The organism is Microcoleus sp. PH2017_28_MFU_U_A, from assembly GCF_020738035.1.
Taxonomy (GTDB): Bacteria; Cyanobacteriota; Cyanobacteriia; order Cyanobacteriales; family Microcoleaceae; genus Microcoleus.
This window is the reverse complement of sequence record NZ_JAEQCX010000092.1, coordinates 1-24636: the sequence shown is the minus strand read 5'-3', so window position 1 is coordinate 24636 and position 24636 is coordinate 1. Positions and strand designations below refer to the sequence as shown.

Annotated in this window: 35 protein-coding genes; 31 read left to right on the top strand and 4 right to left on the bottom strand. The window is 45.6% G+C overall.

The annotated features are described in order from the left end of the window. The first annotated feature begins 258 nt into the window (after positions 1 to 258). The 12 genes from JGK14_RS22455 to JGK14_RS22400 all read left to right on the top strand — a co-directional run bounded on the left by JGK14_RS22455 (position 259) and on the right by JGK14_RS22400 (position 8771). Positions 259 to 972 (top strand): NnrU family protein, encoded by a 714-nt coding sequence (locus JGK14_RS22455; protein WP_293182568.1) that lies wholly within the window; start codon positions 259 to 261, stop codon positions 970 to 972. Between the two features lie 45 nt (positions 973 to 1017). Next, the gene (locus tag JGK14_RS22450) at positions 1018 to 1395 is read left to right on the top strand and encodes a thioredoxin family protein (protein WP_293182566.1); all 378 of its coding nucleotides are present in this window, start codon (positions 1018 to 1020) and stop codon (positions 1393 to 1395) included. Between the two features lie 274 nt (positions 1396 to 1669). Continuing rightward, a complete protein-coding gene (locus JGK14_RS22445; protein WP_293182564.1) occupies positions 1670 to 1888 on the top strand; it encodes a hypothetical protein in 219 nt (72 codons plus the stop codon). A 123-nt stretch (positions 1889 to 2011) separates the two neighbouring features. After that, positions 2012 to 4057: an NAD(P)H-quinone oxidoreductase subunit 5 gene (locus JGK14_RS22440; protein ID WP_293182562.1), complete on the top strand. Its 2046-nt coding sequence runs from the start codon at positions 2012 to 2014 to the stop codon at positions 4055 to 4057. Positions 4058 to 4565: 508 nt separating this feature from the next. Beyond that, a complete protein-coding gene (ndhD1, locus tag JGK14_RS22435; protein ID WP_293226000.1) occupies positions 4566 to 6152 on the top strand; it encodes a photosynthetic/respiratory NAD(P)H-quinone oxidoreductase subunit D1 in 1587 nt (528 codons plus the stop codon). A gap of 170 nt (positions 6153 to 6322) precedes the next feature. After that, a complete protein-coding gene (locus JGK14_RS22430) occupies positions 6323 to 6766 on the top strand; it encodes a hypothetical protein (RefSeq protein ID WP_293225997.1) in 444 nt (147 codons plus the stop codon). A gap of 36 nt (positions 6767 to 6802) precedes the next feature. Beyond that, positions 6803 to 7396 (top strand): TetR/AcrR family transcriptional regulator, encoded by a 594-nt coding sequence (locus tag JGK14_RS22425; RefSeq protein ID WP_293225995.1) that lies wholly within the window; start codon positions 6803 to 6805, stop codon positions 7394 to 7396. Further along, positions 7386 to 7577, top strand: coding sequence for a hypothetical protein (locus JGK14_RS22420; protein WP_293225993.1), 192 nt, complete (start codon positions 7386 to 7388; stop codon positions 7575 to 7577). Before JGK14_RS22425 ends, JGK14_RS22420 begins: the two co-directional genes overlap by 11 nt. 46 nt (positions 7578 to 7623) lie before the next feature. Then, the gene (locus tag JGK14_RS22415) at positions 7624 to 7842 is read left to right on the top strand and encodes a hypothetical protein (protein ID WP_293225991.1); all 219 of its coding nucleotides are present in this window, start codon (positions 7624 to 7626) and stop codon (positions 7840 to 7842) included. Further along, positions 7839 to 8108 (top strand): type II toxin-antitoxin system RelE family toxin, encoded by a 270-nt coding sequence (locus tag JGK14_RS22410; protein WP_293225989.1) that lies wholly within the window; start codon positions 7839 to 7841, stop codon positions 8106 to 8108. The genes JGK14_RS22415 and JGK14_RS22410 overlap by 4 nt, the downstream gene beginning before the upstream one ends. Before the next feature lie 71 nt (positions 8109 to 8179). Beyond that, positions 8180 to 8443, top strand: coding sequence for a hypothetical protein (locus JGK14_RS22405; RefSeq protein WP_293225987.1), 264 nt, complete (start codon positions 8180 to 8182; stop codon positions 8441 to 8443). 94 nt (positions 8444 to 8537) lie between these two features. Beyond that, the gene (locus JGK14_RS22400) at positions 8538 to 8771 is read left to right on the top strand and encodes a hypothetical protein (protein ID WP_293225985.1); all 234 of its coding nucleotides are present in this window, start codon (positions 8538 to 8540) and stop codon (positions 8769 to 8771) included. Between the two features lie 147 nt (positions 8772 to 8918). Here the strand turns inward: JGK14_RS22400 and JGK14_RS22395 are convergent, their stop codons facing one another. Then, positions 8919 to 9836, bottom strand: coding sequence for a LysR family transcriptional regulator (locus tag JGK14_RS22395; RefSeq protein WP_293192200.1), 918 nt, complete (start codon positions 9834 to 9836; stop codon positions 8919 to 8921). 85 nt (positions 9837 to 9921) lie between these two features. On the opposite strand from JGK14_RS22395, the gene JGK14_RS22390 reads away from it, so the two are divergent. The 10 genes from JGK14_RS22390 (at position 9922) to JGK14_RS22345 (ending at position 15556) form a co-directional block, all read left to right on the top strand. After that, positions 9922 to 10299, top strand: coding sequence for a hypothetical protein (locus JGK14_RS22390; protein WP_293182542.1), 378 nt, complete (start codon positions 9922 to 9924; stop codon positions 10297 to 10299). A gap of 70 nt (positions 10300 to 10369) precedes the next feature. Next, the gene (locus tag JGK14_RS22385; RefSeq protein WP_325315502.1) at positions 10370 to 11074 is read left to right on the top strand and encodes a DUF4079 domain-containing protein; all 705 of its coding nucleotides are present in this window, start codon (positions 10370 to 10372) and stop codon (positions 11072 to 11074) included. Positions 11075 to 11089: 15 nt separating this feature from the next. Then, positions 11090 to 11443, top strand: coding sequence for a cupin domain-containing protein (locus JGK14_RS22380; protein ID WP_293192196.1), 354 nt, complete (start codon positions 11090 to 11092; stop codon positions 11441 to 11443). A gap of 151 nt (positions 11444 to 11594) precedes the next feature. Further along, entirely contained in the window at positions 11595 to 12641 is a 1047-nt protein-coding gene (locus tag JGK14_RS22375; RefSeq protein WP_293192194.1) for a DMT family transporter, read from the top strand. A gap of 22 nt (positions 12642 to 12663) precedes the next feature. Next, complete coding sequence (locus JGK14_RS22370) at positions 12664 to 13224, top strand: DM13 domain-containing protein (RefSeq protein ID WP_293230343.1); 561 nt, start codon at positions 12664 to 12666, stop codon at positions 13222 to 13224. Positions 13225 to 13298: 74 nt separating this feature from the next. Beyond that, positions 13299 to 13775: an ester cyclase gene (locus JGK14_RS22365; protein WP_293192192.1), complete on the top strand. Its 477-nt coding sequence runs from the start codon at positions 13299 to 13301 to the stop codon at positions 13773 to 13775. A 24-nt stretch (positions 13776 to 13799) separates the two neighbouring features. Next, positions 13800 to 14261, top strand: coding sequence for a GNAT family N-acetyltransferase (locus tag JGK14_RS22360; RefSeq protein ID WP_293192189.1), 462 nt, complete (start codon positions 13800 to 13802; stop codon positions 14259 to 14261). Between the two features lie 94 nt (positions 14262 to 14355). Beyond that, on the top strand, positions 14356 to 14778 hold the full coding sequence (locus tag JGK14_RS22355) for an ester cyclase (protein ID WP_293192186.1): 423 nt from the start codon (positions 14356 to 14358) through the stop codon (positions 14776 to 14778). 59 nt (positions 14779 to 14837) lie between these two features. Then, the gene (locus JGK14_RS22350) at positions 14838 to 15167 is read left to right on the top strand and encodes a TfoX/Sxy family protein (RefSeq protein WP_293192183.1); all 330 of its coding nucleotides are present in this window, start codon (positions 14838 to 14840) and stop codon (positions 15165 to 15167) included. Beyond that, positions 15164 to 15556, top strand: coding sequence for a VOC family protein (locus JGK14_RS22345; RefSeq protein ID WP_293207550.1), 393 nt, complete (start codon positions 15164 to 15166; stop codon positions 15554 to 15556). Before JGK14_RS22350 ends, JGK14_RS22345 begins: the two co-directional genes overlap by 4 nt. A 62-nt stretch (positions 15557 to 15618) precedes the next feature. On the opposite strand, the gene JGK14_RS22340 is transcribed toward JGK14_RS22345, so the two are convergent. After that, the gene (locus JGK14_RS22340) at positions 15619 to 16326 is read right to left on the bottom strand and encodes a winged helix-turn-helix transcriptional regulator (protein ID WP_325315501.1); all 708 of its coding nucleotides are present in this window, start codon (positions 16324 to 16326) and stop codon (positions 15619 to 15621) included. Between the two features lie 183 nt (positions 16327 to 16509). Between JGK14_RS22340 and JGK14_RS22335 the strand changes: the two genes are divergently transcribed. From JGK14_RS22335 to JGK14_RS22295, 9 genes are all read left to right on the top strand, one after another. Then, entirely contained in the window at positions 16510 to 17427 is a 918-nt protein-coding gene (locus tag JGK14_RS22335; protein WP_293192178.1) for an SMP-30/gluconolactonase/LRE family protein, read from the top strand. Between the two features lie 15 nt (positions 17428 to 17442). Further along, positions 17443 to 18003 (top strand): antibiotic biosynthesis monooxygenase, encoded by a 561-nt coding sequence (locus JGK14_RS22330; RefSeq protein ID WP_293219077.1) that lies wholly within the window; start codon positions 17443 to 17445, stop codon positions 18001 to 18003. Positions 18004 to 18180: 177 nt separating this feature from the next. Continuing rightward, positions 18181 to 18837, top strand: a complete 657-nt coding sequence (locus JGK14_RS22325) for an SDR family NAD(P)-dependent oxidoreductase (RefSeq protein WP_293187076.1) — start codon at positions 18181 to 18183, stop codon at positions 18835 to 18837. 244 nt (positions 18838 to 19081) lie between these two features. Further along, positions 19082 to 19552, top strand: a complete 471-nt coding sequence (locus JGK14_RS22320) for an SRPBCC family protein (protein ID WP_293187075.1) — start codon at positions 19082 to 19084, stop codon at positions 19550 to 19552. Between the two features lie 64 nt (positions 19553 to 19616). Further along, a complete protein-coding gene (locus tag JGK14_RS22315; protein WP_293187074.1) occupies positions 19617 to 20519 on the top strand; it encodes a helix-turn-helix domain-containing protein in 903 nt (300 codons plus the stop codon). Positions 20520 to 20710: 191 nt separating this feature from the next. Continuing rightward, on the top strand, positions 20711 to 21154 hold the full coding sequence (locus JGK14_RS22310; RefSeq protein ID WP_325315500.1) for a DUF6640 family protein: 444 nt from the start codon (positions 20711 to 20713) through the stop codon (positions 21152 to 21154). Between the two features lie 168 nt (positions 21155 to 21322). Beyond that, on the top strand, positions 21323 to 21964 hold the full coding sequence (locus JGK14_RS22305; RefSeq protein WP_293213027.1) for an isochorismatase family protein: 642 nt from the start codon (positions 21323 to 21325) through the stop codon (positions 21962 to 21964). A gap of 332 nt (positions 21965 to 22296) precedes the next feature. Then, a complete protein-coding gene (locus tag JGK14_RS22300) occupies positions 22297 to 22761 on the top strand; it encodes a DUF6640 family protein (protein ID WP_293192174.1) in 465 nt (154 codons plus the stop codon). A 29-nt stretch (positions 22762 to 22790) separates the two neighbouring features. Beyond that, positions 22791 to 23435 (top strand): NADPH-dependent F420 reductase, encoded by a 645-nt coding sequence (locus JGK14_RS22295; RefSeq protein ID WP_442921471.1) that lies wholly within the window; start codon positions 22791 to 22793, stop codon positions 23433 to 23435. Between the two features lie 85 nt (positions 23436 to 23520). Here the strand turns inward: JGK14_RS22295 and JGK14_RS22290 are convergent, their stop codons facing one another. Next, complete coding sequence (locus JGK14_RS22290) at positions 23521 to 24123, bottom strand: GAF domain-containing protein (protein ID WP_293209065.1); 603 nt, start codon at positions 24121 to 24123, stop codon at positions 23521 to 23523. Between the two features lie 39 nt (positions 24124 to 24162). Further along, a complete protein-coding gene (locus JGK14_RS22285; protein ID WP_293192172.1) occupies positions 24163 to 24531 on the bottom strand; it encodes an SDR family NAD(P)-dependent oxidoreductase in 369 nt (122 codons plus the stop codon). Between the last annotated feature and the right edge of the window lie 105 nt (positions 24532 to 24636).

Below are 24636 nucleotides of genomic sequence, written 5' to 3'. Positions count from 1 at the left end.
CAGTTGTCAGTGGGCAGTGGGCAGTTGGCATTTGGCAGTTGGCATTTGGCAGTTGAGAGTTGACGGTTGACGGTTGACGGTTGACGGTTGTCAGGAAAGCAGTTGAGAGTTGACGGTTGACTGCTGAGAACTAACAACTGACAACTAACAACTAACAACTAACAACTAACAACTGCCAACCGTCAACTGACAATTGCTCCCATAGATACTTTGTGACACAATTTGGCCGCGAATCAATAACTTTTCTTAATATTTGCAATGACGATCGACTTAGCGCTTGACTCCCACTTAGTTATTCTCGGACTTTTATTTGGTTTTGCGATCGCCCACAGCGGTTTAGCAGCCCTCCGCCCAAAAGGTGAAAAGCTGATCGGGCCGAGACTTTACCGCGTTTTGTTTGCCCTTGTCAGTTTGCCGCTGGCGGTGATTTTGGTTGTCTACTTTTTCAACCACCGCTACGACGGCGTGCAACTTTGGCAAGTACAGGGCGCGCCCGGAGTTAAACCAGTGGTTTGGATACTGTCGGCAATTTCCTTTCTGTTTCTGTACCCAGCAACCTTCAACCTCCTAGAAATTGCCGCCATCCAAAAGCCGGAAGTTCACCTCTACCAAGCCGGGATCATTCGCATTACCCGTCACCCGCAAATGGTGGGACAGGTGATTTGGTGCGTAGCCCACACCCTCTGGATTGGTACTAGCTTTACCCTCGTCACTTCCATCGGTTTGATACTTCACCACCTGTTCGGAGTGTGGCACGGCGACAGCCGACTGCGGGCTCGTTTTGGCGAATCCTTTGAAACCATCAAATCTCAAACCTCAATTATTCCATTTTTGGCAATCCTGCAAAAGCGTCAAACCCTTGACTTGCTTGAGTTCCTGCGCCCTTCCTACCTAGGCGTAGTCATTTTTACAGGCCTGCTGTGGAAAATTCATCCTTTTCTGATGCGTGTCACTGCGAACATATACTGGTAGCATGATCCCTAGGATAGAAAAAAAATTATTAAATTTTGAGGGATCATGGTGTTGTCGGTTAGCGAACGCACTTTTGCACAAGAGGTATTTCAAGCCTCTACCCCCGTTTTAGTTCACTTTTGGGCACCTTGGTGCGGTTTGTGCCGCGCGATCGACCCCACGCTTACAAGTTTTGAAGCACAGTGGGCAGGAAAAGTCAAGCTCCTAGGGGTGAATGCCGATCAAAGTTTGAAGTTGGCAAATACTTACCGACTGAGCAGTCTGCCCACACTGATTTTGTTTGAGGGCGATCGAGTTCTATTTAGATTTGAAAATTATCAAGGTCGCGAGGAACTGCGACGCACTCTGGATTCCTGGATGCTCGCCACTCAGAATTCTCCCCAGACTCAACGCTTACAACCTCAGGAAGCATTGAACAGGTAACATTTCAAAAGCATTGGGCTCTTGTTTAGCTAGATCGGCGGGAATCCCCACACTATATCGTTTACAGATTGGTGTGGGATGAAAGCTAGGTTGATTGAGGTGGGGTGGTTGACCAATCCCGTAGGGCTCTTAGGCCATCATCACTGAAATGGACAATCTTCGATATAATTAGACAGACAGTGGGGCTGGACGTGTTCCTCACTTGAAAATGCTGTAGAGGGAAACAAATTGGAGTACCCCGAAGGAAGATCTTGATATCCTTAACAGGACTCAGATGCCCAAACTATATTGCTTGCAATTAGTGTGGGAGCGTCACAAAGCATTCGCCTCTTGCGTAGAAAGCATTGGGAATTCCCGATTTATCGATCGACCATCCGATCCAAAATCAATGTCGCAGTCTTGGAATCACAGGGCTGCGACATTTGTCTATCTATCTTTTGGCATAGATTTAAGACGAACTAGATCGATCGCCAACACAAGCAGCAATTCTTAAGGATTGTCGATCGGCAATACTTAAGAATTGTAGAGAGTCTTTCTGCCCAGTCGCGCAAGCGTGTGTCACAATTATTAACAGTTTTGGCAATATCTAGTAGAAACTTTAAACTACCTATCAGTCATGGAACCGCTTTATCAATACGCCTGGCTGATTCCAGTCCTGCCACTGGCAGGCGCAATGCTAGTAGGTTTAGGCTTAATCACCTTTAACCAGGCAACCAACAAACTCCGACAAGCGAATGCGATTTTAATCCTTTCGACCCTCGGAGGGTCAGCGGTAATGTCTTTCGCATTGCTGTGGAGTCAACTACAGGGCCACGCACCCTACACCCGAACCATTCAGTGGGCCTCTGCTGGGGACTTCTCGCTGAACATGGGCTATATCATCGACCCCCTCACGTCGGTAATGCTGGCGATCGTCACCACGGTCGCCTTTTTGGTGATGATTTACACCGACGGCTACATGGCACACGATGACGGGTACGTGAGATTTTACGCCTACCTGAGCATCTTCAGCGCCTCAATGCTAGGTCTAGTAATCAGCCCGAACATCGTTCAGATTTACATTTTCTGGGAACTGGTAGGTATGTGTTCGTACCTGCTAGTCGGATTTTGGTACGATCGCAAACCCGCTGCGGACGCCTGCCAAAAAGCCTTCGTCACCAACCGAGTCGGCGACTTCGGCCTGCTGTTGGGCATCCTCGGCATTTACTGGGCCACCGGCAGCTTTGAATTTGACGTAATGGGCGAACGGCTGCACTCCCTAGTCGAATCCGGTGCTTTGAGCGCAACTCTCGCAACCATCTTCGGAGTCCTGATATTTTTGGGCCCAGCAGCCAAATCAGCTCAATTCCCTCTCCACGTCTGGCTTCCAGACGCAATGGAAGGCCCGACACCAATTTCAGCCCTAATCCACGCCGCGACAATGGTAGCAGCCGGCGTCTTCCTGATCGCTCGGATGTACCCAGTATTTGAAGGACTGCCCGCAGTCATGAATTTGATCGCCTGCACCGGCTGTTTTACAGCATTCATGGGTGCTTCGATCGCAATTACCCAAAATGACATCAAAAAAGGCTTAGCCTACTCCACCATCTCCCAATTGGGCTACATGGTGATGGCAATGGGAGTCGGCGCCTACAGTGCCGGACTCTTCCACCTAATGACCCACGCTTACTTCAAAGCAATGCTGTTCCTGTGTTCAGGTTCAGTCATTCACGGCATGGAAGATGTCGTCGGGCACAACCCCGCCCTCGCTCAAGACATGAGAGTCATGGGCGGCTTGCGGAAATATATGCCGATTACCGCTACTTGCTTTTTAATCGGAAACTTAGCAATCTGTGGCATTCCGCCCTTTGCAGGTTTCTGGTCAAAAGACGAAATCCTCGCCCAAGCTTTCCATGCAAATCCCGCTCTGTGGGCTGTGAGTTGGGTGACTGCGGGGATGACCGCGTTTTATATGTTTCGGATGTATTTCAGCACCTTTGAGGGCGAATTCCGGGGCAATAACAACGCCATCAAGCAACAACTTCTCCAACCGGGTTTGGTTTTCGGCCCTGGGGCGATGAACGTTAAGGAATTGGCATCAACTGGCGAAAATCATGACGCACACGACCATTTTCCTCACGAGTCTCCTCTGACAATGGCTCTGCCGTTAGTGTTGTTGGCTGTACCTTCTGTGTTTATCGGTTTTCTCGGTACGCCGTTTGCCAATTATTTCGAGCAGTTTGTGCGTGCGCCAGGGGAGTCTCTGGAAGAAGTTTTGGCACACGCCGCTGAGTTCGATTTGACGGAATTTCTAATCATGGGCGGAAGTTCTGTAGGTATTGCCTTGTTGGGCATTACTTTGGCTTCTCTGATGTATTTGAGCCGGAAAATCGATGCTGGTGCGATCGCCCAAAAAATCAAACCACTTTACGAGTTCTCCCTCAACAAGTGGTATCTCGACGATATCAACGAGGTTCTCTTCGTCAAAGGCAGCCGCCGTTTAGCGCGGCAAGTCATGGAAGTGGATTTGCGAGTCGTCGATGGTATCGTCAACCTGACAGGGTTTCTCACCCTGGTTACGGGCGAAGGTTTGAAATACTTTGAAAACGGTCGCGCTCAATTTTATGCCCTGATTGTGTTTGTCGCAGTTCTGGGTTTTGCGATCGTTTCTGGAGTAGGTTAAATCTGTAGGGAAACGGCATTGCCGTGTCCTCCGGGTAGGGCAACGGCAATGCCGTCTCCTCCGGGTAGGGCAACGGCATTGCCTGTGAGTCTCAACTTAAGGTAAAACCGAGAGTCCGACAGGGAATGATATCATATCCACTCTTCATCGTCCTGTATTCATCTCTCTTATCTCCCTCTGTGTTCTCTGCGTTCTCTGTGGTTAAATCATTCCGATCCAACCGGAAACGATATGAATTCCCTGGTGGACTGACAGCTTAAGTTGACACGAAGAAGGGCATTGCCATTTCCCACCAGAAGATATTTTAAGAACGGGTATTAGCTCAATAACTCAGAATTGACAATTAGCCAATAGAAATAAATCTTTGATTAAACTCAAATTGTGCGATCGCACAAATCGTCGCAAACATTACAAAAAGAATTGTTTCGTATAAAGAAAGTATAAAATTTAGACCAAAATCGCCAAAATGTGTTTAAACCTAATAATTGATGGATAATTTTAAAACGCAATGGATACAGCTAACTTTCCCTGGTTAACAACAACAATTCTGTTTCCCATTGCTGCGGCATTGCTAATTCCTTTGATTCCCGATAAGGATGGCAAGACGGTGCGGTGGTATGCACTAATTGTGGGTTTGATCGATTTTGCCCTACTTGTTTACGCTTTTTGCACTCAGTACGACTTCAGCAATCCAGACTTGCAACTGGTAGAAAGTTATACTTGGGTGCAGCAACTTGATTTAAATTGGTCAGTCGGTGCTGACGGTTTGTCAATGCCGTTGATTTTGCTGACAGGTTTTATTACTACCCTGGCGACTTTAGCAGCTTGGCCGGTCACACTTAAACCAAAGCTATTTTACTTTTTGATGCTGACAATGTACGGCGGGCAAATCGCAGTTTTTGCCGTACAGGATATGTTGCTGTTTTTCCTGGTTTGGGAACTAGAATTAGTCCCGATTTACCTAATTTTGTCCATCTGGGGCGGCAAAAAGCGCCTCTACGCAGCAACTAAGTTTATCTTGTACACGGCAGGCGGTTCGCTGTTTATTTTGGTTGGCGCCCTGACAATGGCGTTTTATGGCGATACGGTGACTTTCGATATGCGGGCGATCGCAGCCAAAGAATTCGCCCCCAATGTAGAATTGCTCCTGTACACAGGATTTTTAATAGCCTACGGCGTCAAACTGCCAATTTTTCCCCTGCACACTTGGCTCCCTGACGCCCACGGCGAAGCAACCGCACCCGCCCATATGTTGCTAGCAGGAATTCTCCTGAAAATGGGCGGCTACGCCTTGCTGCGGATGAATGCCGGAATGCTCCCGGATGCTCACGCTACCTTCGCACCCCTCTTAGTAATTTTGGGTGTAGTAAACATTGTTTACGCCGCCTTAACCTCCTTTGCTCAGCGGAATTTGAAGCGCAAAATTGCTTATTCTTCAATTTCCCACATGGGGTTTGTGCTGATTGGGATAGCTTCGTTTACCGATTTGGGAACGAGCGGCGCTATGCTGCAAATGGTTTCCCACGGTTTGATCGGGGCCAGTTTGTTCTTCATGGTAGGCTGCACTTACGATCGCACGCACACCCTCATGCTCGACGAAATGGGCGGAGTAGGCAAGAAAATGCGTAAGGTTTTCGCCATGTGGACAGCTTGCTCTATGGCATCTTTAGCTTTGCCGGGAATGAGCGGTTTTGTCGCAGAATTGATGGTATTTGTAGGCTTTGCAACCAGCGACGCTTACAATCCGGTGTTCAAGGTTTGCGTGGTATTTCTGGCTGCTGTTGGCGTAATTTTGACTCCGATTTACCTGCTGTCGATGCTGCGGGAAATCTTCTACGGTTCTGAGAATAAGGAATTGGTGGAACACGAAGAGTTGGTGGATGCAGAACCGCGAGAAGTGTTTATTATTGCTGCGCTGTTAGTGCCGATTATTGGCATTGGTTTGTATCCGAAGATGCTGACTCAGGTTTACGATGCGACGACTGTTCAGTTGACTGCAAAGTTGCGGGATTCAGTGCCATCTCTAGTGGCTAAGGCTGCTGCGGATCGAACTGTGTCTCTGCGTGCTCCGGCGATCGAGCTTAGTAAGTTGTAATTTGAACTGATGCGAGGAATAAAACCCCCAAACCTAATTTATCAAAGGGTTTGGGGGTTTTATGTTTTTTTGGGGGGTGATCGGAGTATGAGACTGCAACTGCGATATGATTAAGTTAGCAAGTGCTTGCTTATATTGTTTGTCAGGCTATAAAAGAGAGGAACATTGCCATGAATGAGCATTTTGGTTCGGGGGCTTCAATTACCCTCGGCGAGGCGATTCAAAAATTGCGTGCATCAGACGAAAGCGACATGACAAATAAAATGTCGGCGGAAATAACGCAAGCATTCGAGCAACATGATGCAGTACACATCTTGTTTAATTGCGACACTTCTATTCAGGACGAAATTGCTGCCCACATATGGATGGTCTTTGCTACAACAGCAAAAATCAGTGAGATGCATCGCGCAGTTGCTAACCAAGAGCATCGCAATGTTTTGTCTGGTATTGGGCATCTCAAGTTGATCGGCATCTGGTTTGTATCCCTTCCACGCATCATCGGCATCATTTTCAAGAGCCTACGCATGAAAAAAAGGCTAGCTATCGAGGAACTTTCCAAACTCAAGCAACAGTCCATAATCGAAATTCGCCGAGAACACGGTATTGTTTTGTGAACCCGCTCAAACAGACCTAAACCTAAATGAAATTCAATGCCACGCCATAAAACCGTTACAGATGAAGAAATTCTAGCGGTGGCGCGATCGCTCTTTCTCAAGGAGGGGGCAAAAGCTTCTACACGAACTCTCGCTAAAATGGCTGGGATTTCTGAGGCGGTTATTTTTCAGCGATTTGGCACGAAAGAATATCTCTTCTTTGCTGCGATGGTGCCACCGTCCGTGCAGCTTGAGGCAATATTCAGCGTTCAGCCCGGTAAAAAACAGGTAACTGCAAACCTTAAATCGGTGAGTTTGCAGATTGTTGTCTATTTCCGCGAGGTGATGCCAGTTTTTCTATCCCTCATCAGCCATCCATCCTTCGATTTGCAAACCTTTCTGAAACGTCACACCATGCCTGGGATACAACTTGGCAGTAAGCTGACAGAATATCTGAATGCTGAGGCAGAATTAGGGCGAATTCGCAAAGACAATGTTGCGTCGTCAGCAACACTTTTACTCTCATACTTACATAACCTTGCGTTGTCGGAAAATATCGGCTTACATAAATCTACTGACACAGATCGGGCTATCTCTGATGCGATTGAGGCATTATGGACGGGCTTGGCTTTGACGATTGATGAGTTGTAGTGCCCAACGCTCGATCGCAATACCCAATACTTTAAAATTACCAGTAGGTCGATCGCTCTCCATTTCGGTATTGCGATCGCACTTGCGGGTTTCTATCCTTATTGTTATACGAAGAGTGCGCTCTTTGGAAAGGGCGATCGCGTCCTGGCAAGTTGTGATTCGCTCAACTTGCCAAGAATAAGCAATAATAGATAAGATGCCATTTTGATGCTAAGAGTGTGCTAGCCATGACTGAGTTACTCGATCGTGCGATCGCTAAGTTGAAAACCTTGTCTGCAAGTGAGCAAGATGCGATCGCCTCAATGATTTTAGAAGAACTTCAAGACGATCTAAGATGGGATCGAGCATTTGCGAGTTCTCCCGATGTTCTTGCTAAACTTGCAGCCTCCGCAATGGCTGAGTATCACGCAGGTAAAACCCAAGAACTCGATCCAGAAACATTGTGAAGTCTCGTACTACAGCCGAATTCCGTAAATCTTTTGCCGCACTGCCAAAACAAGTTCAAGAGCAAACACGCGAGGCATATCGCCAGTTCAAGGAAAACCCAAGTTATCCCAGTCTGCGTTTCAAAAAAGTGCATTCAGAGTTACCAATCTACTCTGCTAGAATCAGCAACAACTATCGAGCCGTTGGTCAATTGGATGGAGATACTGTAATCTGGTTTTGGGTTGGTTCACACGCAGACTACGACAGGTTGCTATCTCAGTTGTAATGGTTATTTCATCTACTTGAATTTAACTTTACTTGCTAGAATAGAAAAGAATACTAACCAAACTGCAACTCATGCTAAAAACCATCGAAGGCATTTATCAGAATGGGCAGATTCAGCTAGCCTCGCTACCACAAGATATTAGCGATCGCTCTCAAGTTCTAGTCACCTTTCTCGATCCAAACAAAATCGATCCAATTAAACTGCGCCAACTGATCGATCAATTGGAAACAATTGCAGGTATTCAGCAAGGCTTCCAGGAACTCAACGCCGGACTTACTCGCCCTATCGAAAATTTTATCCAAGAAATGCAGCAGAAATATGACATTTCAGGTTGAAATTACCGCGATCGCCTCTTCTGAGATTGAGCAAGCCTACCGCTGGTATCGGGAGCGAAATCCCGATTTTGCCGCTGGTTTCGAGGCTTGATGAATGAAATCGCCACACTCCCAGAAAAACCTCGGCGCTGTGGCGCGAGCCGTTGAAAGCGAGATTTTTCCTGAAGAAGTTCGGCAGTTACTTTATGGGAAATCCAAAAACATTTACCGGGTCTTGTTTGCGATTCGAGATACTACGGTTTATGTATTGTATGTCCGCCATAGCGCTCGATCGCCCTTAACGGCAGATGACTTGAATGAACTAGAAGGTGGAGTTGAGAATTTTTAGGAACCGATCGTGCCTCGATCGTCATACCCAAGACTTCAAAATTACCAATCGATCGCCGTAAAATTCGGTGGGATCGCCCTTTTCTTTTTTAGTCTTAATTGTTCTTGTTTCTATAATTGCCAGAAGAGAATAGAATACTAATTAATCTCAAACCCACGGATCGAGCTTAAATTCTGCCTCTAAAAAATCAATAAAACAAGTTATTTTTGCTGGATAAAAACGGCTGCGACGATATACCCCATTAATTGGTAACGGAGTTGGTTGATAATCCTCCAACACAACCTTGAGATCGCCCCGGTAAATTTCATCACCAAACATCCAGACCGGCGCTACCGCAATCCCCAAACCCGATAACACTGCTGCTCGAATCGCCACAGAACTATTAGTTTGAAAACAACCCCCAACTTGCACCTTGATAGTGCCATCTGTTCCTTGAAAATGCCATTCATTGCCTGTTGACAGATGCGTATAGACAATACAATCACGATCCACTAAATCATCCGGTGTTTGAGGTTCTCCCGCTTGCTCAAAATAGCCTGTTGTTGCCACTGTGACGCGGCGAGTCGTGCCAATGCGATGGCTAATCAGGGAACTATCGGGACGATTACCAATGCGGATCAACAGGTCTAATCCATTCTCTACAATGTCCACAAAACTATCGGCCATCATCAGATCGATCTTGACATCGGGATAGCGTTTCATAAAGGCTTTTAAACGGGGGACAATCTGCTTTTCCCCAAACAGCACGGGACAGCCCAATCGCAAAATACCTGTTGCTCGTTCTTTTCCTGTTAAACTGGCCTCCGCTTCGGCGACGGTTTCCAAAATTTGCTGACAGTATTGATAGTATCTTTTCCCCTCCTCAGTCAAACTCAAGTTGGTAGTTGAACGAGTGATTAATTGTACCCCCAGATATTTTTCCAGAGCGGCGATTTGCTTGCTAATTGTCGGTTGCGTCGTCTGTTGTTCCCGCGCTACGGCCGAAAAACTCTTCATTTCGATCGCCCGAACGAAAGTCTGCATACAGGCAATTCGATCCATACCGTACCTATTCCAAAATGGCATATAGTATATTCTATTATGCCTCCTTCTCAAAAAAATTGAAATAGATGATGATGTTCGCATCAACCATTCTCACCAAAAAACGAAGATGTTAAAACTCAAATCCCTCAGTCCTCTGTTCGCCACCCTCGCTATTGCTAGCGCTATCAGTGCGGGAGATGTAGCTGTACATAGCTTTTTGCCAAAATTCCAAAATACGGCAATAGCAGCCCCGGAAATAACGGTTCAGGAAAAGATCCAGATTATTACTAAAAGTAAAGGACAAGTTGGTAGTGGCGACCAATTGCGACGATTTTTCTATGGTGATTTATTACCATTAGGAGTACAACCCGGTGGGGCAGGCATGGTGGTCAATCTCTACAACAAGGCCAACAATGTTACCTTCTCTTACTGTGCAACCTTTGATGTTGTTGTCGCTGTGAAACAAGGGAGAGTAGCGAGTTTTCCCGCCGCTGAAGTGAAGTAATTTGCCTGTTCCCTTGCTGAGTGTAAGTAAGGGAAAATTCGCGATATATATAATTGAATGGATATTTAACATGGAACTTCAAGACTTCTTTGCATTGTTACATCCGGCGATCGCCATTATCGTGGTTTTTCCCTTAATCGGCATTGTGGTGAATCGCGCCCTACTCACCCGTCAACGTCGTCTGCAAGTTGCCGGTGGCGAAAAAAGTAAAATTCCGCCCGTAGTAGGTTCCGAGCACGTAGCGATCGGTAGTTGGTTGAGCGGCTCAGTTGTAGGGGTTGCCCTACTGGGAATGGCCTATCCCATTTTTTCAAAAATGCTCAGTAACGACACCCTTACTAAAGAACCATTTCGAGTCTTTTTTGTCATCGCCATTTTCCTGTTAAGCATTGCTTCTTTCACGCTACTATTTAAGGCAAAAGTTAAACTATGGCGAGGCATTTTTGCCACTTTAACTGGAATGGGATTGATTGTTTTAGGATTTCAACCAGAAATTTATCGTCGAGATAATGAATGGTTTATTTCCCATTATTACTACGGTATGACAGCCGCTTTATTGATAATTTTTTCAGTGGCGATCGTCCAAGATATTTATCAGGATAGACAAAATCGCTGGCGCACCGCTCATATTATTCTCAATTGTTTTGCTCTACTGCTGTTTATCGGTCAGGGAATGACTGGTACAAGAGATTTACTAGAGATTCCCCTCCATTGGCAATCACAATACATTTATCAATGTGATTTCACCAATAAAACCTGTCCGCAACCCAAATAAAACGGTAATTTTCAAATGATGAAATCAAGAGTTTTTCCCCTGGAAGCTGATGTGCGTTTCTCGGATGAATCTGCTACGGTGACTGAAATTATTAAGACTAAAAATGCTAGTATCGCTATTTGGGGAGTCAAGCCTGGGCAAATTGTAGAAGCTCATTGTCACCCGGATGGACAAGATACCTGGGTGATGCTACGGGGCGCTTTGACGTATTATTTAGGGAATGGTCAAAGCCAAAGCTTGAATGCTGGTGAAGTTGCGATCGCAGACAAAAATCAGATTCATGGTGCAGTGAATGACAATAGTGAAGATGCTGTGTTTATCTCCATTTATTCTGCTCCCCAAATTGGCTATGAAAAGGCATCACCTTAAACTAATTTAATGTAAAGTTGTATAGTGTTTAAATGAGTCGTGAAACTCTCTTCTGTTGCGGTTTTTCGCGTTCTTCGCGTCTTCGCGGTTCGTTTAAAATTTTTGAATTATTGCCTGAATTCATTTTATAAAATCAACATCAATAAAAAGCATGAAAGTTGCCAATAAAGTGCATATAATTTTAATGAAAGTTCCTGCCCCGATGTATCTTGGCATAGCTGTTTTGATTTTTGCAACTTCTAATTCTGTTACTAAAAAAATAGTTGAGATTGGTCAAAATCATGCGATCGATGGCAGAAATCCCATCTCACTGTGCAATGTTTTATTTGTGGGTAATATCTGTGCTTTGGGGTTAATGACTCTAATTTTTCATCAAGATTGGCAACCGCAGACTCTGAAAGCTTTGACTGGTAAAGATTGGATTAGTTTAACCATTACAGGTATTTTATCGGGGGCGATCGTTCCTGCGTTAATTTTTCAAGCCCTCGGACAGACAAATATTACTAATATCGTGTTAATTGGGCGTATCGAACCAATTTTAACCCTGGTGTTGGGTGTTTGGCTGTTGGGATCGCGGGTCAATTTTTGGGCAAGTGCAGGGGCTCTGGTTTCCTTGGCTGGGGTGATAGTGACTGCTTTTTTAGGGAGTTCAGGGCCGATGATGACGATGGCTGGATTTCAAATTGGAATAGGAGAAATTTGTGTGGCGATCGCAGCGATCATTGGTTCCATTGCTACCGTCGTTGGTAAACTGCAATTACAATCGATTCCCTTGGGAATTTTTACAATTTATCGCAATATTCTGGGGACGGTAATTTTTTTCCTATTGGCTAATCTCCTTTACGGGCCAAACCATTTTGCAGAAGTGTTATCTCCTTTTCTGTGGCAATGGATGATAATCTATGCGGCGGTTATTGTCGTCCTGGGTCAATTATGTTGGTTGGCTGGTTTAAAAAATGCAACTTCAACGGAACTCAATTTAGCCAGTTTATTGAATCCAATTGCAGCTATAGTTATGGGATATTTAATTTTAGGGGAAGCTCCTACTTTAGCTCAATATTTAGGGGGAAGTTTGTTGTTTGTGGGGATTGTCTTGGGTTTTATTGGCAACCTATATGAGGCTAAAATAAATCGAGAATTAGTTAACCCCAGTCCTCGCGAGGCAATGTCAACGGCGATCGGTTTCCGGGGAGTTTAATGCTTTAAGGAGGAAGCTTTTTATGAAACGCCGCTATTTCAACTTTGCTAGTATTACCTTTGTGTCAACAATTGCGATCGGCTGCATCAAAACCGCTGGCGATCGAACTGCTATTGCGTCATCCGGTACTTCTGAAACAATGCCAACGCCTGTGGCAGCTTCCCCTCCAACTAAGCCAGTGACGACACCCGCAACGGCTCAACCCGCAAAAGTTCTAACTTCTGGCACTTTTGTCGATGGCGAACACGCCACGAAAGGCACTGCCCGCATTGTCCAGAAAGGGAATGAGCGCATTCTGGAACTCGATCGAGCATTTCAAACCTCAACGTCTGGTCCTGATTTGGTCGTGATTTTGCACAAATCGCCCGATGTTATTGGCTCGACAGTTCCCCCAGCCTATCCCATCAAGAAAGGGGACTATGTGTCGATCGCGCCACTCAAGTCATACAGCGGTGCTCAAAGCTATGTGATTCCTGCCAGCATCAACTCAGAAGATTTTGCTTCGGCGGCAATTTGGTGTCGCAAGTTCAATGCCACCTTTGGTGCTGCCAGACTTCAGAGATTGAGTTCCGCAAGGCTCTGACCAATAATTTCTTGATGCTACAAGAAAGAGGATTTATCCGTGGAATCAATCAAAAATCAAAAATCAAAAGTCGAATGACTGACCAAAACAAAGCAATCGTTCTCCAGTTCTACAAAGCTTTTGACGATCGCAAAATGGAACAAGCCTTAGAACTGTTAGCGCCGAATTTTATTGCTCGCATGGCCGGAATGCCAAAGCCATTAAACGGGGAGGAGTTCAAGCAGTTCGGGATGTCGTTTTATCTAGCTTTCAGTCAGGGTGAACACGTTTTTGATGAGGTCATAGTTGCAGGTGATAAAGTGGTGACGTGCGGAAAATTCACAGCAACACACCTCGGAGAATTTCAAGGTTTGCCACCCACGGGAAAACAAATTAGCTTAGCTGTTATGCACATCGATCGCATCGAAAACGGCAAAATCGCGGAGCATTGGGGCCAGGGCGATGCACTGGGATTAATGCAACAGTTAGGGATTGTATTCTTGCCTGGGCCAAAGCTAATACCGCACATTTTGAGAGGTGCTGTGTCTAAACTGTTTCAGAAATCTGCCTAGATTTGCATACCCACGGAGTTTGCTATGATTCGATCGATCGCGCCCGATGACACGACTGCATTAATCGCCTTAGTTGAGGCAATTGGATTCGAGCCGCACGAGACCGAAGAACTCGCCCTCATGCTGGCAGACCACTTCGACGGCAAAAATAGCCAAGACATCTGGCTCACCGACGATGACGACGGGCTGGTGGGGGTCGCCTATGTTGCGCCGGAACGAATGACCGAGGGGACGTGGAATCTATATCTAATTGCCGTCCACCCCGATCGTCAGCAGCAAGGACGCGGTGCAGCACTGCTAGCCCACGTCGAACAGATGTTAGCGCAGCGCGGCGATCGCGTGCTACTTGTGGAAACATCGGGACTGGAGAGCTTCGAGTACGTTCGATCGTTCTACCGCAAGAGCGGTTACGACGAGGAAGCACGAATCCGCGAGTTCTACAAGGCGGGCGAGGACAAGATCGTTTTCCGTAAAGCGCTGAACTAACTTGTTGCATAATCAACGCCTACGTCGATAAAATCATTCAGACTTTTGAAATTGTATACTGCCCTATTAAGGACTAATCTCCGGAGAAAAACCGATGAACGAATCTGATAAAAACAAGCAGATCGTCCAGAACTTTATCCAAGTGGTTTGGAACGGTCGCGATCTCTCGGCATTGAAAGATTTCTGGGCAGAAGATTGTGTAAACCATGCGATGCTAGGAACAGACAATCGCGGTCTTAATGCGCTGCGGATCTATCATGATTCATTCTTTGATGATTTTTTCTCCGCTTTCCCCGACATCGAGATTGAGATCGTGCAGCAGGTTGTCGAAGGCGATCGAATCGCGACATATATCACTAGCCAAGGTACACACAGTGGCACGTTTTATGGCACTCCACCAACAGGTAAAACTATTTCAACATCCGTAATCCGGATCGATCGCGTTCGAGACGGAAAAATTGCCGAACATTGGTCTGTTTCCGATGCGGCAGGTTTAATGCAACAACTTCAATCCTGAATTCCAGCAATTTGAGAATGTGTTGTCTACATTCGCTAGGAGAATATATGTCCTCGGACTTGAACTTTGTTGAATATATTCTGGATCAAATAAACCAAGCGGGGCAAGTCTCTTTCAAAAAAATGTTTGGCGAATATGCGATCTACTGCGACGAGAAAGTCGTCGCGCTTGTTTGCGATAACCAACTGTTCATAAAGGCGACTGCTGGTGGGCGATCGATGATTGATAGTATCGTAGAAGCCCCCCCATACCCAGGTGCAAAACCATACTTTCTGATTGGAGAACAGCTTGACGATCGGCATTGGATGTCGAATCTTATTCGTTTGACAGCAAGTGAGCTTCCGGCCCCAAAACCAAAGAAATCAAAGTTCAAAAAGGCAAAAATATGAAATTTGGTTACACCATTATCTACGTCTCGTCGGTTGCAGATGCACTGACCTTTTACAAGGAGGCATTCGGCTTTGAAACGCGCTTTTTGCATGAGTCTGGCGAGTATGGCGAGTTGAACACGGGCGAAACGGTTCTTGCTTTTGCCTCCCATGCGATGGGTGAAATGAATCTTGACGGACATTATCAAAAAAGCGATCTCAGTGCTACACCCTTTGGAGTTGAGCTGGCGTTTGTCGCCGATGATGTAGCATCTGCCTATACCAAGGCAATTGCTGCTGGAGCGGTTTCTGTCAAGGAGCCGACCATAAAGCCTTGGGGTCAAGTGGTTGCATATGTTCGTTCTAGAGAAGGATCATTAATTGAGCTTTGTTCTCCGATCGGCGCATAACAACGCCCATGCACACCGACCGTAAAAACTTAATCGGCGTTGATTGGGAATATTGGGCTGCTTTAGTTATCTACTAGCGACCCAGTTAAACTAGCTAGAGAGCAAACTAATTCTGCGATATCCACAGGCTGAGTCAGACAAATCTGGAAACCAGAGCGAAGAGCTTGCCGACGATCGCCAGAACTTGCAACAGCGATCAGTGCGATCGTGGCAATTTGCTTGCCTTGCGCTGACTCCAGCTCTTTGATTTGATGAACGAGCGTGTATACTTGGTCGTCTGGCATATCTGTGTCAATGACTAAGGCTTGAGGTTGTGTTAGATCGAAAGTCTGTAGCGCCTCGATTGTGGAGGTAGCGATCGCTACTTGTACCCCGTGAGATTCCAGTTCCGATCGCAAAAAACCTCCCATTTCTGGACTAACAATAAGAACGCGCAAGCCTGTCAAATCCCGTAAACCAAACTTAAATTCAGGCAGTTGATTTTTTCCCCATTCACACATTAACTCGATGATCGGGCTGAGAGTTTCACCTAAAGGCGTGATGGAGTATTCTACTCGTCGAGGCATCTCACGATAGGCTTCTCGATCGATCAAACCATCTTTTTCCAACTCCCGCAATTGCTGCGTCAAAATTTTTGCGGAGATTCCAGGAATAAGATGTTTCAGTTCTCCAAAGCTTTTCCTGTGCTGCCTTAGCCACCACAGAATCACACTTTTCCACTTTCCACTAATGCGTTCAATCGTCAGCTCAACTGGACATCCAAATTTCATAGGTAAAACATTTCCATTAGTATCCATTTGGTAACTATAGATGTGACTGTGCTACTCTCGATTCAGCGTTGGGTGAGTGCCCTTCGCGCAAATAATATCGAAGTCTCGTCGCACTGTCCATTCTTTTCAGTGTCTGACCAACTTGTGGATTGTCTGACTATACTCGAAAAAGGAACGATCGCAATGTCTACACCAATTGGATTACCGCCTATCTTTGAAAGCACTCCCATTGAGTTGGTGCCAAGCCAACAAATCGCGGAATTTCCTGCCAATACATTTCTAGAAAGTATCGCGATCGACTCTGACAATACGTTATTTATTGCCAACCATTTTGAAGGAAAGATCGTTCGCATCGGGCAAGATCGAATCCCCGTAACTCATGCCACGATCTCAGGTAAGGCAGCAGGTCTAGCTTTTCTGTCAGAAACAGAACTATTGCTGACAGGTTGGAATCAAGACGGAATTTCCACCATCTTTAAAGTTTCATCTCAAGGTTCAGTAGAAACTTTACTAACAATGCCAGATGCAATCTTCCTGAATGGAATCACGCATTTGACTGGTAGTCGCTATGCGATCGCTGATTCCTATCGAGGTGCGATTTGGGAATTAGATGTAGCCCAAGTCAGCACTCGCATTTGGCTCGAACATCCTTTGTTGGCGCGAACCTCCGCAGAGCAAGAAATTCCCGGAGCTAATGGACTCAAAATCTTTAACAATGTGCTTTATGTATCGAATACCCAAAAGCAGCATATTGTTCGGATTCCGATTCTCGAAGATGCTGAGCCAGGGGAACCAACAATTTTTATCGATCGCGTAAACATTGACGACTTTGCCTTCGATCGCAACGGTAATCTCTACGGCACTACACACATTTATAACAGTGTGGTCAAGATTACACCAGATGGTAAAATAACCACGATCGCCGAAGCAGAACAAGGAATGGCAGGAACTACAGCCTTAGCATTCGGTCGTACTGGGCGCGATCGCACCAGTATTTACGTGGTAAGCAACGGTGGTATGTCATATCCATTGCCATCAGGAATTGAGTCGGCAAAAGTTGTACGTCTAGAAATTGGTGCTGAAGGATTACCGCTAATCTAGTTGGAAGTTTTTTGCATGAATCCATTGAATCAATCTGACGATCCTCCAGTAACTGTTGATATTCTGCAACAAGTCAAGCCTGGTTGTGAGGATGAATTCGATCGAGTTTTGAGCGATATATTAGTCGCTGCTGCGGCATTTGAAGGACATTTGGGAGTGAATATCTTCCGTTCAAGCGATCGCAGCAACCGAGAATATCGCATCGTCTTCAAGTTCGACCATTTGAGTAATTTGACCAGTTGGGAAAATTCTCCAATTCGTCATCGGCTTTTGGAACGAATCAAGCGGCTAACTGTTAATTCCAAGTATCAACGGCTGACGGGGTTAGAGACATGGTTTACCTTGCCAATTCAAGGGGCGATCGTGCCACCGCCCCGTTACAAAATGGTACTCGTTACTTGGCTAGTGATTTTTCCATTGATTAACATCATTCCACCCTTCTTAAATCAATTGCTTTTTCCATTGCCAACTTTGTTACGCAGTGCGATCGGTGCAGCTTTCATGGTTTCGTTAATGACCTACGTCATCATGCCACGGGTGACAAAGTTATTTGCTAAGTGGCTCTATCCAAAGTAGAATACTCTTAAGTTTATTCATGAACTAAGGTCACGATGAAACCACTTTGTACGGATTGCCAAAAGTCGATCGAATGTCAAGGCTATCTACGATAGGATGATTGGCAACATTAGAATTTGAGCTGTTGATGACACTCATTATCACACCGATAATTTTGAAGTAAATTCGGGTAAAAAAATGAATCAACCGATATGTGCGATCGCTGGATTTGGAGCAGGAGTGAGCATGGGCGTAGCCAAGGCATTTGCCAAGGAAGGCTACAGTTTGGCACTCATGGCTCGGAATTTGGAAAAACTAGAAGTAAATGCTCAAGAACTCCGTCAGGCAGGCTATACGGTTTATACCTTTGCAGCAGATGCCGGGAATCAAGAATCCTTAATTCAAGCTTTTACTGAGATTCGCAAATTGGCAGATCCAGAAGTATTGATTTATAATGCCGCCGTGATGGCGATGGGTAAGCCTAGCGAACTAACACCTGAGAAGTTAATCGCCGATTTTAATGTGAATGTCATTGGTGCCTTGGTTGCAGCACAGCAGGTGATTCCAGCGATGAAAACAAGTAAGAAAGGCACAATCTTGCTCACAGGTGGAGGTCTAGCATTATATCCAGATGCGGATTTAGTCTCTTTGGCGATCGGCAAATCAGGGCTAAGGAGTTTGACATTTTGTCTAGCTCAAGAATTGAAGGAGTTTGGGATTCATGTAGGTACTGTGACTATCTGTGGCACAGTAGAAGTCGGTACGCATTTCGATCCTGATGCGATCGCTAAATCTTATATTGCGCTACACAATCGATCGTCAGCAGATTCTGAAGTCGAAGTGATTTACAAATAATAATTTCTTCTGACAACCCTCAACTACTTTTCAACTACAAAAGACGATGGATACTACAAGTCCAGGAGAGCTGTTTGATATCAAATCCGGCTGCATCGGAATGATATAGAGTCCAAGGCAGTGCCGTTTCCCTACCGCGATGAATTGTAGGGACACGGCACTGCCTTGGACTCTGTCTTCTCCGTTTATATCATTCCGATGCAAACAGATTTGATATTAGATATTACAAAAAGGCGAAGATTTCATGAGCTTACTTTCAGCAACCATTAAGACTACCGTTACAGCTAGTCAAACAGCGGCTTTTGAGCATATTGTGCCTATTGACCTCACTTCTATATTTAAAGGTTATGGGCTGCTACCATCTGTCACGGGGATTAAGAACCAAGTTGGAAATTGGGACATCGCAGGGCAAACCCGCACTGTACATTTATCAGATAATAGCTCCGTCCAAGAGCTACTGACAAAATATGAGCATCCGCGATACTTTAGCTACACGGTTAGCGGTTTTACTGGGGTGCTGGGGTTTCTTACAACTTCTGCGAATGGCGAGTGGTGGTTTAGTATCAACTCATCAGGTCAGACTACGATCGAGTGGCGTTATACATTCAATGCACGGTCTGTTTTAGCGGTTCCAATCCTTTGGTTGATTACCAATTTACTCTGGCGCAACTATATGAATAATGCGCTGCAACGATCGAAAGCACTGATTGAGTAGAATATGACCTAACCAGCGATCGCATTCGGAATCGATCCAAGTCCTTACATCCAGAGTTTATAAAATGCCAGAAAAACAGCCCTTAACTATCGATTTTACTCAGAAAGATGATGTTATGAAAGTTGTCCCCCGATTGCCGCTGCGATCGAGCGAAAATTTGGGCTGGAATGAAATTCATGTTCAACAACATTGTCAACCCGCTTGGGAATCACCTGAATACGCTCACACTACACATATTGTGGTTGTCGGACTCAGTTCGGATTTGGTTCAGACAGAACGTTGGTTTGATGGACGCAGGCAGCAAGAGCAGATTGGCGGCGGAAATAATATTGCGATCGTCCCGGCAATGGTTCAGCATCGGAGCAGTTGGAATCAAGAAGCCTCCTTTTCCGTGTTATCCCTTGAACCCGATCGCTTGACTAAAATTGCCTATGAATCATTTACAACGGAGCGGATCGAACTCATTCCGCATTATGCAATGCAGGATACATTCATCGATCGCATTGGCAAGTCTCTGACAGCAGAACTTATAGAGGCTCGATTTGGCAGTCAGTTATTGGTAGACTCCTTGAAGATCGCACTTTCAATTCATCTGTTGAGGCATTATTCAGATTGGCACAAACCCTTGCGCGACTACCAGGGAGGGATGCCGAAGTGGAAAATGCAACGAGCGATCGCATATATCCACGATCATTTAGCTGAAAATCTAACTATTGCAGCGATCGCCGATGAATTAGAGATGAGTCAATATTATTTCTCACGGTTATTTAAGCAATCGATCGGTGTATCACCCTATCGATATGTAATGGAGCAAAGAATCGAATCAGCAAAACATTTATTGAAAAAAACTCCACTACCAATTTCGATGATTGCCGATCGGGTTGGTTTTGCCAATCAAAATCAATTGACAATCCAATTTCGGAACTTGACGGGTACAACACCTAGCAACTATCGCAAACACTTTTGATGTCCAGCCTCATAGCAAGATTCTAATAAATGGGGCAAGAATCAATGATTAATCCGGATTTTTTCTGACGCGATCGTGAGTCAGCAGAAATCTTTGCTAGGCTTGACTGCGTACTGAGGTACGGCGGAAGATGAACTTTATCGTTTCACTTCCAAACTAAAACGATTCGGGTTAGCTTAAAGGAGACAAAAATGAGCAGAAAGTTGAATTTAAGTAGATTTGCCATCTCTCTCATAGCCGTTATTAGTTCCCTGAGTCCCTTCTTAGCCGATTTCAATGAAACTCATGTTTTCAATCCACTTTGGCCGCCACACGCCAAATTTCATAACGGACAAACGATGACTTTGGGTCTTATTTGCGGGATTATATCGCTTTATTTTCTATGGTTTCGCAAGGTTTCTACTGACATTGAAAACTTAAAGATGTCTTGCTTATTTGCGGCTCTTTACTGGATGGCAATGGCACCAGCAATTCTCTATCCTGGAACGGCATTCGCTGACCCAGAATATGGTGGTCTTCAATCATTTTCATTAGGGGGTTTCCCAATTACACAAGTTCACATGGATTTTCTATTTTTTATCATTTTGGGAACTTGCTACTACACGGAAAGCAATCGACTGAAAAAATCTTCATGAATTTCGTGAAATTTCATGGAACATACTAAGGTTTTCTCAAAGAGCCGGAAAACTTTCGCTGAGGCTGAACTCTAAAACGCTGCGATCGATTTGAGCAATCGCAAGAATCATCTACTTCAAAGCTCAGTTTCAGACTTTATAGATCGTTCAAACAGAAGGAGAATCTCCATGAATTATGAAAAGTTCGAGATGCTTGACGACCAAAATGCCTGTGCGCTGCTGATTGACCACCAAGCAGGATTAATGTTATTTTGCGGTGATATTGACCCAATTCACCTTCGCAACAACTGCATCGCGTTGGCAAAAGTGCTTAAACTGCATAATATTCCAGTCGTGATGTCCGCTGCCGCGTTCGGACCCGCAGGGCCTCTGGGTCCGTTCCTACCGGAAATACTGGAGCTGTTCCCCGACGTACAGCCCATCTATCGCACCAAAATCAATTCGATGCACGATCCACGTATACGAGAAGCGATCGAAGCCACTGGTCGCAAAAAAGTGATCGCGGCTGGCATCACAGCAGACTTCTGTGTTGGGATTCCCGCAAAGACTCTGGCGGCGGAGGGCTACGATGTTCGACTTGTCATGGACGCTTCGGGGAACTATAGCAATCAGGTGCTGGCAGCCTCAACCGCCAACCTGACTCAATACGGCGTGAAGGTAACCAACTGGCTCAGTGTGGCTTGTGAACTTCAACAGGACTGGGCGATCGAGAAGACGGCACAAGGACTGCTGGAGATCTATCGCGAGCATCTGCCGGAGTGGTCTATGCTACAACTTACGTCGGACACCTGGAAATCCTTGCAGAAGTAGTTTTAGAGGTCGATTCTCCGAAACCGAGAAACACGGTCAATGACCCGCCGCTAATACGCAATCGACTTGGAAAAAGGTCGAGAATCGATAGGAATCGATCGCACCGAGTAGGATGCTCGGTCAGAAGCTGTCTTAGTGCGTCAGAACTTTAGTTAATTCTGAACGCTGCGATCGATTTGAACAATCGCAAGAATCACCTAACTGATTCTAGATATTCCGCAAGAAAGGTCTATCTTTTCATCCCATAACCAAGGTATTTTTTCTAGCCAAACCCGATAGTTTCGTTGCGCCTCGTTTCTTATTCCCTAACAATTTAACTGAGGTATATCAGTATGCATCGAGCAAAACTCGCCAGATGGTTGCTTATCACCGCAGCTATTTCCACCCTGACGATACCCATTGGAGTTGATGCAGTTTTGTTAGCAAACGGTCACATGAACAACCCGGCTTGGTTGCCTCACGCCAAACTCCACTGTGCCATGTCTTTCTTTGCGGCTGCCTCGTTGGGAAGTGCCGCTTTAGCAATTTTAAAAGTGCGTCCCACGAGCGATCGCTTTTCAATGGGTTTGGCTGCATTTCTCGGATCTGCGTTCTGGGTTGGGCTAATTGGCGCGGGGTTTTGGCCTGGAACATCCTATGGTTTCCTCAACGATCCGGTTCTGGGAACCGTTCGTGAGCCTGAATTGGGTGGAATCTCGATTTATCCAAACGTTGTGGCAGCACTGCTCACGATTGCGATCGCAGTCGTTGGTTATTGTTTAACTGGGCAGCAAAAATCAATTGAACGATCTAAGTAAAAGTTTGCACATCAAAAAAGGAAAATGAAATGAAAATTGGCATTATTGGTGCTGGCAACATGGGTGCTGGGTTGGGTAAACTTTGGGCAAAGGCAGGACATGAAGTCGTCTTTTCTTACTCACGAGATCAAAATAAGCTGCTTGAGCTGGCAACAGTGGCAGGGGCGACTGCGAAAGCTGGAACGATTCAAGAGGCAGCAGCACAAGACATTATCTTACTAGCTGTTTGGCTGCCAGCATTGGAAGAGGTCATTCACGCGGCTGGCTCTTTGGATGGGAAAATTATCATTACTTGTGTGAGTGGAATTCAGCCAGACTTCACGGGGCAAACAATTGGCTTGGCAACGGACTTGAAAATTTCTGTTGCTGAAGTCATTCAGCAACTTTTACCCAATGCAAAAGTTGTTGAGGCATTCAATACCACTTTCGCAGAAATCATTGCTTCAGATTCAAGGCAATTCGGTGCTGATTTTCCTAGCGTTTTTTACTGTGGTGATGACGTTGAATCAAAACAAATTGCTGCAAATCTAATTGAAGACTGCGGTTACAAACCAGTTAATGCAGGTAATCTTCTGGTAGCACGCACTTTAGAAACCTTAGCAAGTGCATGGGTGCAGTTCGCTGTTACGAGTCAGCTATTTCCCAACCTTGGGTTGAAAGCTTTGCAACGTTGAGCAGCATAATCAATCAAATGCAGCAGACGGTTGAGAGTCAATGATACTGAGTTCGAGTCTCGATCTGTCTGCTGCAAAACGGTTATTATCTTCCTGGTGCGTTCTTCCGAAGATTACGCACGTTCCACAGTGCTTCCAATGTCTCTGACACTAACTTCGCAAAGCTGATGAAGTGTTGCTCATCCTCTTCCGTGAACTCCCCTTCGTACTTATCGGATAGTTGTAGTAATCCCCAGTTCATTCCATCTTGCCCGACAATCGGGGCAGCAAGCCAACCTCGCATCGGTGGATGCTTGCTTGCCTCGCCGCCAAAACCTTTCCACTCAGGGTGAGCTTCGAGTTCCGCTTGGGTCATTCGTACAGGTTGATTGTGGCGCAATAACCACCCGTGTGTGCCATATCCAGTTGCAGGTGTATCGTATTTTGCCCACGCTGCATACTTCTCTGAGAGTGAGAAGAACTTCCGAATAGAACTCCAATCTTCTTGCACAATAATGGCGATCGCAGATTGATGAGCGCCAATCAGAACTCGGATCAGTTCAACTGCATTCTTCAAAACTCGATTTGCCGCTTCAATGAATTCCTCGTCGATCGCATCCGGGTTTTGCATGACCGGATTGGCCGTTGCCCCGGTGACGACATTTTGCAAATAAACATTTTGATGAGCTTCTGGCTTTACGTCAGACATCGGTTGATTCCTCCTAAGCGCAAAATATGGTTTCCGAAACTACCAAGGAACAGGCTGACCGAGGTGGAAAAAGCCCCCACTTGCTCCATCATCAGAGAGAGTTGCTAGCTGCACACCTGTTTTCGCACCCTCAGTAATATCCATCATTGCGCCGTCACCGCCTAATTCGATTTTGACCCAACCGGGATGAGCACTGTTGACCTTTACGGGTGTGTTTCGTAACTCGTGCGCCAAATGCACGGTAAAAGAATTGACCGCAGCTTTAGAGGCATCATAAGCAAAGGGTTTGGAGTCATAAATGAACGAACTTGGATCGGCGTGAAGGGTCAACGATCCTTCGATACTTGCCATATTGACAATCCGTCCACTTTGGCTCTTTAGAATCAAGGGCAACATGGCTTGAGTCACTTCAACCGGCTCTTCTGGCTTTTTGGTGAAAAGTGTATAATGAGATACTACTAATTGATTTCTACCGTATGGATCTTCATCTTGACAGACTGCTTAATCTACCCG